Annotated in this window: 14 protein-coding genes; 8 read left to right on the top strand and 6 right to left on the bottom strand. The window is 72.3% G+C overall.

The genetic code is table 11. From position 1 onward, the window contains the following. Positions 1-115 precede the first annotated feature (115 nt). Positions 116-802: a TetR/AcrR family transcriptional regulator gene (locus tag ACZ53K_RS01590; protein WP_468830525.1), complete on the top strand. Its 687-nt coding sequence runs from the start codon at positions 116-118 to the stop codon at positions 800-802. An 11-nt stretch (positions 803-813) separates the two neighbouring features. After that, positions 814-1,101: an antibiotic biosynthesis monooxygenase gene (locus ACZ53K_RS01595; protein ID WP_468830527.1), complete on the top strand. Its 288-nt coding sequence runs from the start codon at positions 814-816 to the stop codon at positions 1,099-1,101. 63 nt (positions 1,102-1,164) lie between these two features. Here the strand turns inward: ACZ53K_RS01595 and ACZ53K_RS01600 are convergent, their stop codons facing one another. Together ACZ53K_RS01600 and ACZ53K_RS01605 are read right to left on the bottom strand one after the other, a co-directional pair. After that, positions 1,165-1,374 carry a DUF2180 family protein gene (locus tag ACZ53K_RS01600; RefSeq protein ID WP_468830529.1) on the bottom strand — a complete coding sequence of 70 codons (210 nt, stop codon included), beginning with the start codon at positions 1,372-1,374 and terminating at the stop codon, positions 1,165-1,167. Positions 1,375-1,589: 215 nt separating this feature from the next. After that, positions 1,590-2,444: a helix-turn-helix domain-containing protein gene (locus ACZ53K_RS01605; RefSeq protein WP_468830531.1), complete on the bottom strand. Its 855-nt coding sequence runs from the start codon at positions 2,442-2,444 to the stop codon at positions 1,590-1,592. Positions 2,445-2,715: 271 nt separating this feature from the next. Between ACZ53K_RS01605 and ACZ53K_RS01610 the strand changes: the two genes are divergently transcribed. Next, positions 2,716-3,444, top strand: a complete 729-nt coding sequence (locus tag ACZ53K_RS01610) for an IclR family transcriptional regulator (protein WP_468830533.1) — start codon at positions 2,716-2,718, stop codon at positions 3,442-3,444. Between the two features lie 166 nt (positions 3,445-3,610). After that, complete coding sequence (locus tag ACZ53K_RS01615) at positions 3,611-4,447, top strand: MOSC domain-containing protein (RefSeq protein WP_468830535.1); 837 nt, start codon at positions 3,611-3,613, stop codon at positions 4,445-4,447. On the opposite strand, the gene ACZ53K_RS01620 is transcribed toward ACZ53K_RS01615, so the two are convergent. Beyond that, complete coding sequence (locus tag ACZ53K_RS01620) at positions 4,419-4,889, bottom strand: hypothetical protein (RefSeq protein ID WP_468830803.1); 471 nt, start codon at positions 4,887-4,889, stop codon at positions 4,419-4,421. The genes ACZ53K_RS01615 and ACZ53K_RS01620 overlap by 29 nt on opposite strands. 494 nt (positions 4,890-5,383) lie before the next feature. Here ACZ53K_RS01620 and ACZ53K_RS01625 point away from each other — a divergent pair, with 494 nt between their 5' ends. After that, complete coding sequence (locus ACZ53K_RS01625) at positions 5,384-7,153, top strand: acetyl/propionyl/methylcrotonyl-CoA carboxylase subunit alpha (RefSeq protein WP_468830537.1); 1,770 nt, start codon at positions 5,384-5,386, stop codon at positions 7,151-7,153. A gap of 120 nt (positions 7,154-7,273) precedes the next feature. Further along, positions 7,274-7,585, top strand: coding sequence for a hypothetical protein (locus ACZ53K_RS01630; protein ID WP_468830539.1), 312 nt, complete (start codon positions 7,274-7,276; stop codon positions 7,583-7,585). Positions 7,586-7,710: 125 nt separating this feature from the next. Here ACZ53K_RS01630 and ACZ53K_RS01635 read toward each other — a convergent pair whose 3' ends face one another. Next, positions 7,711-8,892 carry an alpha/beta hydrolase gene (locus ACZ53K_RS01635; protein ID WP_468830541.1) on the bottom strand — a complete coding sequence of 394 codons (1,182 nt, stop codon included), beginning with the start codon at positions 8,890-8,892 and terminating at the stop codon, positions 7,711-7,713. 336 nt (positions 8,893-9,228) lie between these two features. On the opposite strand from ACZ53K_RS01635, the gene ACZ53K_RS01640 reads away from it, so the two are divergent. Beyond that, complete coding sequence (locus ACZ53K_RS01640; RefSeq protein ID WP_468830543.1) at positions 9,229-9,783, top strand: TetR/AcrR family transcriptional regulator; 555 nt, start codon at positions 9,229-9,231, stop codon at positions 9,781-9,783. A gap of 76 nt (positions 9,784-9,859) precedes the next feature. Here ACZ53K_RS01640 and ACZ53K_RS01645 read toward each other — a convergent pair whose 3' ends face one another. Together ACZ53K_RS01645 and ACZ53K_RS01650 are read right to left on the bottom strand one after the other, a co-directional pair. After that, a complete protein-coding gene (locus ACZ53K_RS01645) occupies positions 9,860-10,840 on the bottom strand; it encodes a DeoR/GlpR family DNA-binding transcription regulator (protein ID WP_468830545.1) in 981 nt (326 codons plus the stop codon). Between the two features lie 270 nt (positions 10,841-11,110). Continuing rightward, positions 11,111-12,556 carry an NAD(P)H-quinone dehydrogenase gene (locus ACZ53K_RS01650; protein ID WP_468830547.1) on the bottom strand — a complete coding sequence of 482 codons (1,446 nt, stop codon included), beginning with the start codon at positions 12,554-12,556 and terminating at the stop codon, positions 11,111-11,113. A gap of 96 nt (positions 12,557-12,652) precedes the next feature. Here ACZ53K_RS01650 and ACZ53K_RS01655 point away from each other — a divergent pair, with 96 nt between their 5' ends. Then, on the top strand, positions 12,653-13,090 hold the full coding sequence (locus tag ACZ53K_RS01655) for a gamma-glutamylcyclotransferase family protein (RefSeq protein WP_030017478.1): 438 nt from the start codon (positions 12,653-12,655) through the stop codon (positions 13,088-13,090). Positions 13,091-13,281 lie beyond the last annotated feature (191 nt).

Below are 13,281 nucleotides of genomic sequence, written 5' to 3' on the forward strand. Positions count from 1 at the left end.
CCTCGGGGAGCGTGGGGCGCATGTGGAGCGGACTCGGATGACGGCCGCCCGGCAACCGGCGACTGACCGCCGACCGCCATTGCCGCCGTAAGGCAGCCGGAAGTAACATACATACATGGATGTACGTAAGAGCGAGGCGGGTGCGACCGGAAAACCACCCCGCCCCACTCAGGCCGACCGCAGGGCCCGTACCCGCGCCGCGCTCCTCGAATCGGCCGCCCGGGGCCTGTCCCGCTACGGCTACGGCAACCTCCGCCTCGAACAGGTCGCCAAGGACGCCGGGTACACCCGCGGCGCGCTCTACCACCAGTTCACGGGCAAGCAGGAGCTGGCCCTGGCGGTGACCGAGTGGGTCCTGGAGACCTGGTGGCAGGAGGTCGGCCGGCACGTCGAGCAGGAGCGCGACCCGGTCGCGGCGCTGCTCACCCTGGCGCGCGGGCACGCCGTGTACTGCCGGCGCGACATCGCCCGCGTGGCGTTGGCACTGCGGCTGGAGTTCGCGGGCCAGGACCATCCGGTGGGACGCGAGGTCGAGAAGGGCTACCGGGTGCTCGTCGAGCGCTGCACCGGCCTCGTCACCGCCGCACGCGAGGCGGGATCACTGCCGGACGGCCCGCCGGCCCGGACCCTCGCGCTCGCCTTCGTCGGCGCGATCGAGGGCACGTCGATCGCCCTGTCCGGCCAGGCGCCGTACGACGAGTCGCTGGTGGCCGGCGCCGCCGCCGGTGCGCTCGGGCTGCCGTACGGCCCCGGAGACCGCACGGATACGGACCGCACCACTCACCTCCGACAGGACACGTGAAGGAGAGCGTCATGAAGATCGGCATAGTGGCACACCACTACCCGCACGCCGCGCACCGCGAGGAGTTCGTCGCCCGCGTGCACCGTGTCGCCGCGGAGTTCCGGCGGACGCCGGGGTGTCTGTCGGCGGACTGCTGGCTGACCGCGGACGGCGGCGCGGTGGTCTCGATCGTGCAGTGGGAGTCCGAGGAGGCGTCGGCCGCGTCGCTCGCCGCCGTACAGGCGGCGGCCGGACCCGACCTCGTCTACGACGAGCGGGAGGCGCGGCCGCGCGAGATCGTGCGGCTCGCGGCGCCCTGACCGCCGCGGCCGCCCGGTGTCACACCGCCGCCGTCGCGCTCCGGCCGCCGCGGCCGGCCGGCATCACGCCGCTGCCGTCGCGGCGTGCCGGCAGTGCACGCACAGCAGGCGGCGGCCCGCCGAGTGGGCGGTGCTGCGGCCCAGGCCCGCCGTACGGTGGACCGTACGCGGCACGGCGGCGGCGTGCGTGCCGCATGCCGCCGCACCGCAGTCCGCACAGACGGCCAGTGCGGCGGTCTCGGTGCCGAGTTCCGCACAGTCGAAGCACTGCATTCAACAACTCCTGGTGAGCTTGGTTCCGTGATCCCCGGTGAGGTGACCGTTCTGACTGAACGGCGACCGCCCGCCGCGCATTCCGGGAATTCGCACGCGGTGACCACCGTCACGGTGCACGAGAATTCGGTGCCCGCCCAGGCCCCTTTTCCACCAGGAACCGCATTCCTGGTAATGCCGCTACCACCCGGCAATCCGGGACTTTGGTCCCGTGGTCAGCCTTCGGCCGCCAGCCGGCGCAGTTCCCGGTCCGCCGCCGAGCCCGGCTCGGCCAGGTAGACCACCACGGCCTGGTCCGGCTCGTCCGGCAGCCGCAGCGTCTCGAAGGACAGGTCCAGGGAGCCGGCCCGCGGGTGGTGCAGCGGCTTGCTGCCGTACGTCTTGTCGCGGACGTTGTGGTCGGACCACAGGCGGCGGAAGTCCTCGCTGTGCTCGGTGAGTTCGGCGATCAGCGCGGCCAGCTTCGGGTCGTCCGGGTGCCGGCCGGTGTCCAGCCGCAGGAAGGCCACCGTGTCGTCGGCCTTCTGCTGCCAGTGGACGTAGCGCCGGCGGGCGGACCGGTCGAGGAAGGTGAGGCGGGCGAGGTTGCGCTCCTCGGGCGGCAGGGCGGGGAAGTCGGCGATCAGGATGCGGGCCAGCTTGTTCCAGGCCAGCACCTCCTGGCGGCGGCCGACCACGTAGGCGGGCGCGTACGCGAACGTCTCCAGGAGCCGCAGCACACCGGGCCGCACCTCCTGGCCCTGCCCGGCGGCCGGCTGCCGGGCGTCGTCGTGGCGGCCCTCCTCGCCACGCACCAGGGCATACAGGTGCGCCCGCTCGTGCGCGTCGAGCCGCAGGGCGTGCGCGATGGCGTCCAGCACCTCGGCCGAGGCGAGGCCGCCGCGGCCCTGCTCCAGGCGTACGTAGTAATCGACGCTGACCCCGGAGAGCTGGGCCAGTTCCTCGCGGCGCAGGCCCGGCACCCGGCGGCGGCCGCTGAATCCGGTGCCCGGTGCGATGCCCGCGGCCTCGGGGCGCACCCGGGCCCGCCGCGATCGGAGGAATTCCCGTAGTTCGGCCCGCCGGTCCATCGTTTCCACCTTCGATACCGCGGGCCGCGGACCCTTCGCCACGGAACCCGTACTTCCCTGCATCCCTGTTTCTTCACTCCGTCGCCGTGCCTCTTCCGCACGTCCCGCTTTCCCGATTCTCGCGCGGGCAATTCCCGGCCGCGGATTGCCGAGGGTTCCCCAGCGTACTTCCGGAGATCCGGCGGAGCTGTGCGAGGCTGGAAGGCCGTACGCGCGCGCCGCCCGCCCGCGTGCCGCCACGCCCCGCGCCCTGCCCCGGAAGGAGACCGCCATGCCGCAGTCCGTCGACCGTGCCCTGGACCTGCTCGACGCGGTCGCCGCGGCGGACGGGCCGGTGACGGCGAAGGCACTGGCCCGGCAGCTCGACTGCGGCCTCTCCACGGTCTACGACCTGCTCGGCTCACTGACCGGACGCGGCCACCTGGCCCGTACGGCCGCCGGATACACCCTCGGCTACCGCGTGCCCGCCCTGCACCAGGCCTTCCAGCGGCAGTTGCGGGTCGACGAGCGGGTGCACGAGGTGCTGCTGCGTCTGCGCCGGTCGTCCGGTGCCGACGTCTTTTTCAGCACGTACCGGGACGGCGAGATCGCCGTACTGGACGGTGCCGCCGGCCAGGACTCCGCCTTCTCGGTCGGCCAGGACCCCGCCGCGCACGCCACGGCGCACGGCCGCGCCCTGCTGGCCTCCCTCCCCGCCGCGAGCCGGCGCCAGTACCTGACCGCCCGCGGCCTGCACCCCCGGACCGCACGCACCATCACCGCCCCGGAACGGCTGGAGCGCGAACTGCGCCGGGTCCGCAGGAACGGCATCGCCGTGGAGCGCGAGGAGGCCGCGTCCGGCATGGCCTGCGTCGCCGTACCCGTACCGGTACGCCTCGGCGGCCCCGACACCCCACCCACCCTGACCGCCGTCTCGGCCGCCCTCCCCCTGGCAGACTTCGCCCGCCTGCGCGCCCCCCTGGCCGAGGCACTGCGGCGCGAGGTGGCGACGCTGGGCTGAGGGGCGCCGACCACGGTGCTGATGTGCCTGTGCGGTGCTGCCGGGCCGGGGAGGTGCGGCGCTACGTTGGTGCCGTCGCCGTGCGGGGAGCACGGGGCGTACGGGTGTCGTGAGGCGCTCGGGCCACAAGTGGCCTTGGTGGCTCGCGAGGAACAGGGGGAACACCATGACCGGTAAAGCCACAGTGGCCGAGCTGACGTACTACCCGGTCAAAGGGTGCGCCGGGGTGTCGGTGCGCGCGGCGGAGGTGACGGGGGCCGGGATCGCTTATGACCGTAGTTTCATGATCACTGGGGTGGATGGTGTCTTTCGCAGTCAGCGGCGTGACCCGGGGATGGCGCTGATCCGTCCGGAGATCAGTCCTGACGGTGCCCGGCTGACGCTGCGTGCGCCGGGTGCCGGGGAGCTGGGGCTGGACGTGGACACCTCGTCCGCCCGCCGGGACGTGGAGCTGTTCAAGGTGGGTTATCGGGGGATCGATCAGGGCGACGCCGTCGGCGAGTGGCTGACGGAGGTGCTGGGGGTGCCGAGCAGGCTCGTACGGGTGCCGCCGGAGCACGACCGGGTGACGGACGGCCTGACCCCGGGGACCTCCGGGTACGCCGACAGTTGCGCGCTGCACGTGCTGTCCCGGTCCTCGCTGGAGCTGCTGCACGAGCGGCTGGCGGAGCAGGGCGCGGCGGCGCTTCCGATGGACCGGTTCCGGCCCAACATCGTGGTCGACGGCTGGGACGAGCCGCACACCGAGGACCGGGCGCGCCTGATCGCCGCCGGGGACACCGAGTTGGGGTACGCCAAGCTCGCCGTGCGGTGCGCCGTCACCACCATCGAGCAGGAGTCCGGCACGCGGACCGGGCCGGAGCCGCTGCGGACGCTGGCCGGGTACCGGCGTGCGGCCGCGGGCGGCGTCGTGTTCGGGGCGAAGTTCGCCGTGCTGCGGCCGGGCAAGCTGTCGGTGGGGGACGAAGTGTCCGTCAGGTCGTGGGGCGCGGCGGAGCGGTAGCCGGGTTCTCCCGCCCGGCGCGGTCGGCGTCGGCTCCGTATGCCGTGCCGTATGCCGTCAGCGTCAGCACCAGCAGCGCGAGGACGGCCATCAGCAGCGCGAACGCCGCCCAGCCGACCAGGCCCACCGCGAAGGCGCCCAGGACGGCGTGCACCACCGCGCAGGTGATGAGCACGATGCGGCCGAACGTCCCCGGCGGGCGGTCGCGCAGGCCGGTGCGGGCCAGGAGGACGGCGCAGCACACCAGGTAGAGGGCGAAGACGGCGCCGAGTATCCAGGCGCCGGTGGACATCGCGCCGGGGTCGACGCCCGCCATGGACATCTGCTGCTTGTCCACGACGATGCTCAGCACCCAGTTCAGGAAGAGGATGCCGAGCGCTTCCAGTACCAGCACCACCGCCGCCACCCACGCCACCGGTCTGCGTGCCGCCACCCCGTCCACCTGCTTCCCCGTCGCCCTGTTACCGCGAGTACGAAAGAACATTGGGCACGCTACTCCTGAGTACCCCCCGCTCTACAAGAGCCCGGAGCCGGGTATGAGCCGGAAAGCGGAGCCCGGAGCGGGAGGGCGGGAAGTCAAGAAGTGGAGTCGGGGTGGGGGCGGAGTGGGGTCCGGGTGGAGGCCGGCCGGAAGCAGGGTGGCCGGGTGGAGGCACGGGCAAAGATTCCTTCGCCCATTCGTAGGGACTCCACAAAGAAACGGGGTTCGGGTGAACGGACGGGAAGCGAGACCTTGCCCACATCTTGATCGCCCCACCGCCCCGGGAATACGGGCCTACCCTGGGATACCGGGGGACTTCGGTCCCGTGACCGCACCGGGCAGACGCTCCGTGTGGGCAAGCTCACTACCGGGAACGGGTCGGCACGTGGTGTCGCCAGTCCCTAAACTCGCGACGTCCTAATTTGTTGCGGCGAAGCGCCAAGGAGGAACCGACCGTGCGCAAGGTGCTCATCGCCAACCGAGGCGAAATCGCTGTCCGCGTTGCCCGGGCGTGCCGGGATGCCGGAATCGGGAGCGTAGCCGTCTACGCCGACCCTGACCGGGACGCCCTGCACGTCCGCGCGGCAGACGAGGCCTACGCGCTGGGCGGTGACACTCCTGCCACCAGCTACCTGGACATCGCCAAGGTACTGGCGGCCGCCGCCGATTCGGGTGCCGACGCCATCCACCCCGGGTACGGCTTCCTGTCCGAGAACGCCGAGTTCGCGCAGGCCGTCCTGGACGCCGGGCTGACCTGGATCGGCCCGCCCCCGCAGGCCATCCGCGACCTGGGCGACAAGGTGGCGGCCCGGCACATCGCGCAGCGCGCGGGCGCCCCGCTGGTCGCCGGCACCCCCGACCCGGTCTCCGGTGCCGAGGAGGTCGTGGCCTTCGCCGAGGAGCACGGCCTGCCGATCGCCATCAAGGCGGCCTTCGGCGGCGGCGGGCGCGGCCTGAAGGTGGCCCGCACCCTGGAAGAGGTCCCGGAGCTGTACGACTCCGCCGTCCGTGAGGCCGTGGCGGCCTTCGGGCGCGGCGAGTGCTTCGTCGAGCGTTACCTCGACCGCCCGCGGCACGTGGAGACCCAGTGCCTGGCCGACAAGCACGGCAACGTGGTCGTCGTCTCCACGCGTGACTGCTCGCTGCAGCGCCGCCACCAGAAGCTCGTCGAGGAGGCGCCCGCGCCGTTCCTGAGCGAGGAGCAGAACGCGGAGCTGTACCGCGCGTCCAAGGCCATCCTCAAGGAGGCCGGTTACGAGGGCGCGGGCACCTGCGAGTTCCTGGTCGGCCAGGACGGCACGATCTCCTTCCTGGAGGTCAACACCCGTCTGCAGGTGGAACACCCGGTCACCGAGGAGGTCACCGGCCTGGACCTGGTCCGCGAGATGTTCCGCATCGCCGACGGCGAGGAACTGGGTTACGACGACCCGGCGGTGCGCGGCCACTCCTTCGAGTTCCGTATCAACGGCGAGGACCCGGGCCGCAACTTCCTGCCCGCGCCCGGCACGGTCACCACGTTCGAGGCGCCGGCCGGTCCGGGCGTGCGCCTGGACGCCGGTGTGGAGTCCGGCTCGGTCATCGGCCCGGCCTGGGACTCGCTGCTGGCCAAGCTGATCGTCACCGGCGCCACCCGTGAGCAGGCGCTGCAGCGCGCCGCCCGCGCGCTGAACGAGTTCACCGTCGAGGGCATGGCCACCGCCATCCCCTTCCACCGGACGGTCGTCAAGGACCCGGCGTTCGCGCCCGAGCTGACCGGCTCGACCGAGCCCTTCAAGGTCCACACCCGCTGGATCGAGACCGAGTTCGTCAACGAGATCAAGCCGTTCGCCGCGGCCGGCACGGACGAGGCCGAGGCGGACACCCGCGAGACGGTCGTCGTCGAGGTCGGCGGCAAGCGCCTGGAGGTCTCGCTGCCGTCCTCGCTGGGGATGCCGCTGGCCCGCGCCGCGGTCGCCGGGGGCGCCAAGCCCAAGCGCAAGGCGGCCAAGAAGTCCGGCTCCGCGGCCTCCGGCGACACCCTCGCCTCACCGATGCAGGGCACCATCGTCAAGGTCGCCGTCGAGGAGGGCCAGGAGGTCGCCGAGGGTGACCTGGTCGTCGTCCTGGAGGCGATGAAGATGGAGCAGCCGCTGAACGCGCACCGCTCCGGCACGGTCAAGGGCCTGACCGCCGAGGTCGGCGCCTCGCTCTCGTCCGGCGCGGTGATCTGCGAGATCAAGGACTGACAGGCTGGCAGGTTGACAGGCTGACAACGGCACGGGACGGCCGTACGGATCGTCCCGGCCGTTCGCGCGGGGGCCCGCGGCACTTGAGTGCCGCGGGCCCCCGCGCTTTTCATGGGATGCATGGATGCGCACCTCGCGGCCCTCGTGGCGACCGCCGCCCGGCAGCTGTTCGCCCGGTCGGGTACGGACCGGTGGCACCGGTCGCGGGACGAACTGACCGGCCTGCTGACCAGGTTCAGCCCCGGCGGCGCCGACCGCGAGGCGCTCACCGACGAACTGGAGGACTCCCGGGAGGAGTTTCTGGCCGCCCGGCTGGAGGGCGACCTCGCGGCGGCCGCCGACGTGGAGGCCGGCTGGCGGGCGCGGCTGCGCCGCCTGCTGCGCGCGTCCCCCGCCCTGGCGGGGCCGCTGCGGGAGCTGCTGGCCCGCTAGGGCGCGGCGGACGGTGGGCGGTAGCCTCCGGTCCGGCCGGGCGTGCGGGGGGCGGGCCGTAGCCCCTTCGGTCCGGCCTGGCCTGTGGACGGCGGGGCGGGAGCCCCGGTCCGGCCGGCCGGGCGTCAGGAGTTGCCGACCACGTCCTCCGGGAACGTCAGCTGCCGGCTCATCCACTGGAGCGCGGCGGGCAGTTCACGCCGCCAGGTCGCGAAGTTGTGGCTGCCCTGGTCCAGGATGATCGATTCGGCCTTCATCGGCGGCTTGACCGCGTTCAGGAACTCCTTCGCCGCCGGGTAGTTCTTCTCGCCCTCCCGGCTGGTGCCGATCAGCACCGAGACCTGCGGTGCGGGCAGGTGCGCCAGCCGCCACATCAGGTCGTGCTCCCGCTTGCGCTTGGCGCGGTCCTTGTCGTCGCCGAAGAGGTTGCCGGTGGTGGGGTCGCTGGTGACCTTGTAGTCGGGCGAGAGGGCCGCCGCCGAGGTGTACGTACGAGGGTGCCGCATGGCCAGCTGGAGGGCGCAGCTGCCGCCGGACGAGTAGCCGAGCACGCCCCAGCCGCTCGGGTTGTGCCCGACCCGGTAGTGCTCCTTCAGCGCGGTGGGCAGGTCGCTCGCGAAGAACGTCTCCGCCTGCGGCCCGCCCGGCACGTCCACACACTGGGTGTCGCGCGGCGGCGCGATGGTAGGCCGCAGCATGACGATGACGGTGGGCTGCATCTTCCCCTTGCCCATCAGGTCGCCGGCGGTCTGCGGCACCCGCAGGTGCTGTCCCAGCAGGAAGTGGCCGCCGGGGTAGCCGCTGATGGCGACGACGACGGGGAAGCGCTGGCGCTCGTACTGCTTCTGGAAGTACTGCGGCGGCAGGTAGACGTACGCGGGGTCCACGGCCTTGGTGGTCTTGCCGACGATCCGTACGGACTCCACCCGGCCCACCTTGTCGGGCGCCCCCTTCGGCAGGCCGTGCACCTTGTCCAGGCCCTCGGCGCCGGCGGGCTGCACCAGTCCCTTCGACGGGTCGCCGGCCGGGCCCGCTCCCCCGTCGCCCCACTTGGCGACGGCGCCCGGGGCGTCGTCGTACAGGCCGAGCAGTTCGTGCCAGGAACCGTAGAACTGGAAGTTGGCGTTCACGACGAGGCCGAGTGCGGCGACGATGGACAGCTGCGTGGCGAGGATGGAACCTATCCGGCCCAGCCAGGCCAGCGGGCCGCGCTTGGCAAAGCGAGGCCACTGCCAGAGCGTGAGTCCCACACACACCACGGCGACCACGATCATGGTGTACAGCAGCGACCGGCTGGTCAGTTCCATTGATTCCCCAGGTGTTCCCGCAACGCGTTCGGACGGTCTCTGAAGACCCCATTGCGCCAGGTTTGATGCCTCCTGGCCGCGTCGCGTTGCCACCTTGCGGACTTGTTCCCCAAGGCGACCGCACCGCCTTCCCTCGCCGTCACCTGCGGGCCGTCTGCCGTCCACCCCGCACGCCGGACGGCGCCCGGACAGCGGGGACACCGCACCGGTCCGAAGGCTTGTGCGGTGGGGGCAGTGGCATCCTGGGGACACCGGTCCGCTGGAGGGCCGCGCTCAGGGAGGACGGCGAGGACGGCGATGGTGACCGAGACGGCAGGGCAGGAATCCGTACGACCCATGCGTGCCGACGCGCGCCGCAACTACGAGCGGCTGCTGGCAGTGGCCCGTACGGCCTTCACGGACCACGGGACCGACACCTCGCTGGAGGACATCGCACGGCGCGCGGGCGTGGGGATCGGCACGCTCTACCGGCACTTTCCCAACCGGACGGCCCTGATGGGCGCCGTGTTCCAGGGCGAGGTGGACGCGCTGCTGGCGCACGCCCGGGAGCTGAGCGACGCGCCGCAGCCGTGCGCGGCGCTCGTGGAGTGGCTGCGGGCGATCATCACGCACGCCAGCACCTACCGCGGGCTGTCGCGGGCGCTGATGGCCGCGCCCGGCGACGCCAGCTCCGGACTGTCCCGGTGCAGCGTCCCGATGCGCGAGGCAGGCGGCGAACTGCTCAGCCGCGCGCAGAAAGCCGGCGCCGTACGGTCCGATGTGAGCATCAGCGATCTGATGCAGCTGACCAACGGCATCTCCCTGGCCGTGGAGGAGTCACCGGACGACCCGCAGCTGGCGGACCGGCTGCTCACACTGACCCTGACCGGACTGCGCGCCGGGCAGGGGTGAGCAACGGCCGGGGGTGCCGTCCGCCCGGCCGTTCACCGTACGGTGCCGGCGCGGCCGTACGCGCGCCGGCACCCCGTCAGCGGCGGCGTGGTGCCAGGTCGGCGACCCGGCTGCCCGGTGGCTCCGCGAGTGGAGCGGCCGTTCGCAGCTGGGGGCCGGAACCACCGCCGCCCGGTGCCAGGTTGCGCCGCTGGCCGGGCAGCGGCACGTCCCGGCGTGGACCGCGGCGGTCGGCCGCCACCGCCTCCGGCGTCTGCTGGACGGCTCCTGCCCCGGGGCCGCCGGCCACCGCGATCTGGACACCCTGGTCGGCCAGGGCCTGCAGTTCGGTCGCGGCCCGGTCGTCGTGGCCCGGCGGTTCGTCGGTCACCAGCCGGGTGATCACGTCGGTGGGCACCGTCTGGAACATGGTGTCCGTACCGAGCTTGGTGTGGTCGGCGAGGACCACGACCTCCGCCGCCGCCTGCACCAGCGCCCGGTCCACGCTCGCGGAGAGCATGTTGGACGTGGACAGGCCGCGCTCGGCGGTCAGGCCGCTGCCCGAGAGGAAGGCGCGGGAGACCCGCAGCCCCTGGAGCGACTGTTCGGCCCCGCTGCCGACCAGTGCGTAGTTCGACCCGCGCAGGGTGCCGCCGGTCATCACGACTTCGACACGGTTGGCGTGGGCCAACGCCTGGGCGACCAGGAGGGAGTTGGTGACCACGGTCAGACCGGGCACCCGAGCGAGCCGGCGGGCCAGCTCCTGCGTGGTGGTACCGGCGCCGACCACGATGGCCTCGCCTTCTTCGACGAAGCCGGCGGCGAGATCGGCGATGGCCGTCTTCTCCGCGGTCGCTAGATGGGATTTCTGTGGGAAGCCGGACTCCCGGGCGAAACCGCCCGGCAAGACCGCACCGCCGTGCCGGCGGTCGAGGAGTCCTTCTGCCTCCAGCGCCCGCACGTCCCGCCGTACGGTTACTTCGGAGGTCTGGACGACGCGGGCGAGCTCACGGAGCGACACGGCTCCGTTCGCGCGCACCATTTCGAGGATCAATTGGCGACGTTCTGCAGCGAACACGAAACTGACAGTAACGCCAACGACCGTCTGCTTTCAGCAGGTTGCACCAATTAACGGAAGTTGTTCGTTCCGGACCCTCGCACGTGGTATATGCCGCTGGCCGGTCACTCAGCGGCACCAGAGTGCCACGAACCGGCCCCGCCGCGCGCCTCCCGTCGCGGAACGGCACGGAAGGCGGCACGGAAACGGTCCGCCGGCCGGGCGGGCGCACCCCGTCCCACGGGGCGCCGCGCCGGATCCGGGCGAACCGTTCATCCGGCTGGCCGCGGTCTATTCGCTGGACATCTTGCGCGTGTGCAGCTGCCGCGCGACCTCGGCGATCGAGCCGGACAGCGACGGGTAGACCGTGAACGCGCTGGCGATCTGCTCCACCGTGAGGTTGTTGTCCACCGCGATCGAGATCGGGTGGATCAGCTCACTGGCGCGCGGCGACACGACCACGCCGCCCACCACGATGCCCGTACCGGGACGGCAGAACAGCTTCACGAAACCGTCCCGGATGCCCTGCATCTTCGCGCGCGGGTTGCGCAGCAGCGGCAGCTTGACGGCCCGGGCGTCTATCCGGCCCGCGTCGACGTCCGCCTGGCTGTATCCGACGGTGGCGATCTCCGGGTCGGTGAAGACGTTCGCGGAGACGGTCTTCAGGTTCAGCGGCGTGACCGCGTCACCGAGGAAGTGGTACATCGCGATCCGGCCCTGCATCGCGGCGACCGAGGCCAGCGCGAAGACGCCGGTGCAGTCGCCCGCCGCGTAGACGCCCGGGGCCGAGGTGCGCGAGACCTTGTCCGTCCAGATGTGGCCGGACTCCTGCAGCCGTACGCCGGCCTCTTCGAGCCCTATGCCCGCGGTGTTCGGGATGGAGCCCACCGCCATCAGACAGTGCGAACCGGTGATCGTACGACCGTCCGACAGGGTGACCTCGACGCGGTCGCCCACCCTCTTGGCGGAGGCGGCACGCGAGCGCGCCATGACGTTCATGCCGCGGCGGCGGAAGACGTCCTCCAGGACGGCGGCGGCGTCCGGGTCCTCGCCCGGGAGCACGCGGTCGCGGGAGGAGACGAGGGTGACGCGGGAACCGAGCGCCTGGTAGGCGCCGGCGAATTCGGCGCCGGTGACGCCGGAGCCGACCACGATCAGCTCTTCCGGCAGCTCGTCCAGGTCGTAGACCTGCGTCCAGTTCAGGATGCGCTCGCCGTCCGGCAGCGCGTCCGGGATCTCGCGCGGGTGCGCGCCGGTCGCGATCAGTACGGCGTCCGCGGTCAGCGTCTCTTCCGTGCCGTCCGCCGCGGTGACCGTGACCGTACGCGAGCCGTCCGGCGACTGCCCGGGCTCCAGGCGGCCGCGGCCGCGCATCACCCGGCCACCCGCGCGGGTGACGGAGGCGGTGATGTCATGCGACTGGGCGAGCGCGAGGCGCTTCACCCGGCGGTTGACCTTGCCGAGGTCCACCCCGACGACGCGCGCGGGGCGGTCGACCGGCGGGGTGTCGTCCTCGACGATGATGCCCAGCTCGTCGTACGACGAGTCGAAGGTGGTCATCACCTCGGCCGTCGCGATGAGGGTCTTGGACGGGACGCAGTCGGTCAGCACCGACGCCCCGCCCAGTCCGTCGCAGTCGACGACGGTCACCTCCGCGCCGAGAGAGGCGCCCACCAGGGCCGCCTCGTATCCGCCGGGTCCGCCACCGATGATCACGATCCGAGTCACGTCCTCCATTCTCCCGCACGCCCGCGCCGGGTTACCCCCCGGGGGCCGCCGTTCGAACCTCACGTACCACGAGCCCACCCCCTGACCTCCCGTACCCTCGGAACCATGTCGCTCTACGCCGCGTACGCCGGCAACCTCGACGCGCGGCTGATGACCCGCCGCGCTCCGCACTCGCCGCTGCGCGGCACCGGCTGGCTCAACGGCTGGCGGCTCACGTTCGGCGGGGAACAGATGGGCTGGGAGGGAGCGCTCCCGACGATCGTCGAGGCCCCCCGCTCACAGGTCTTCGTCGCCCTCTACGACATCGCGCCGATGGACGAGGAGTCCATGGACCGCTGGGAGGGCGTGGGCATGGACATCTACCGCCGGATGCGGGTGCGGGTGCACACGCTCGACGGTGACGAGGCCGCCTGGCTGTACGTCCTCAACGGGTACGAGGGGGGCCTGCCCGCCGCCCGCTACCTCGGGGAGATCGCCGACGCGGCGGAGTCGGCGGGGGCGCCGCACGATTATGTGATGGAGCTGCGCAAACGTCCTTGCTGAAGGGGCGGGGCGAGCGTCCGCGCCGGACTGGACGGGGCGTGGCAGGTGCCGCGCCCGCCCTGGGGGCCCGGCCGGAATCCGGTGCCGCCCGTGGACACCTGCTTGTCATGCCCATGAACCATTCGTAGGGAGCTACGAACAGATCGGCGCGATGCCGTCGGCGAGGACATCTACGCGCGTAGGCATTTACC

Source organism: Streptomyces sp. NPDC033221 (genome assembly GCF_055577005.1).

Coding starts and splice junctions, on each gene's coding strand:
- ACZ53K_RS01615 (WP_468830535.1), top strand. CDS start 3,611: ATGACCGGTAAAGCCACAGTGGCCGAGCTGACGTACTACCCGGTCAAA.
- ACZ53K_RS01595 (WP_468830527.1), top strand. CDS start 814: ATGAAGATCGGCATAGTGGCACACCACTACCCGCACGCCGCGCACCGC.
- ACZ53K_RS01630 (WP_468830539.1), top strand. CDS start 7,274: ATGGATGCGCACCTCGCGGCCCTCGTGGCGACCGCCGCCCGGCAGCTG.
- ACZ53K_RS01635 (WP_468830541.1), bottom strand. CDS start 8,892: ATGGAACTGACCAGCCGGTCGCTGCTGTACACCATGATCGTGGTCGCC.
- ACZ53K_RS01640 (WP_468830543.1), top strand. CDS start 9,229: ATGCGTGCCGACGCGCGCCGCAACTACGAGCGGCTGCTGGCAGTGGCC.
- ACZ53K_RS01650 (WP_468830547.1), bottom strand. CDS start 12,556: ATGGAGGACGTGACTCGGATCGTGATCATCGGTGGCGGACCCGGCGGA.
- ACZ53K_RS01655 (WP_030017478.1), top strand. CDS start 12,653: ATGTCGCTCTACGCCGCGTACGCCGGCAACCTCGACGCGCGGCTGATG.
- ACZ53K_RS01605 (WP_468830531.1), bottom strand. CDS start 2,444: ATGGACCGGCGGGCCGAACTACGGGAATTCCTCCGATCGCGGCGGGCC.
- ACZ53K_RS01600 (WP_468830529.1), bottom strand. CDS start 1,374: ATGCAGTGCTTCGACTGTGCGGAACTCGGCACCGAGACCGCCGCACTG.
- ACZ53K_RS01610 (WP_468830533.1), top strand. CDS start 2,716: ATGCCGCAGTCCGTCGACCGTGCCCTGGACCTGCTCGACGCGGTCGCC.
- ACZ53K_RS01590 (WP_468830525.1), top strand. CDS start 116: ATGGATGTACGTAAGAGCGAGGCGGGTGCGACCGGAAAACCACCCCGC.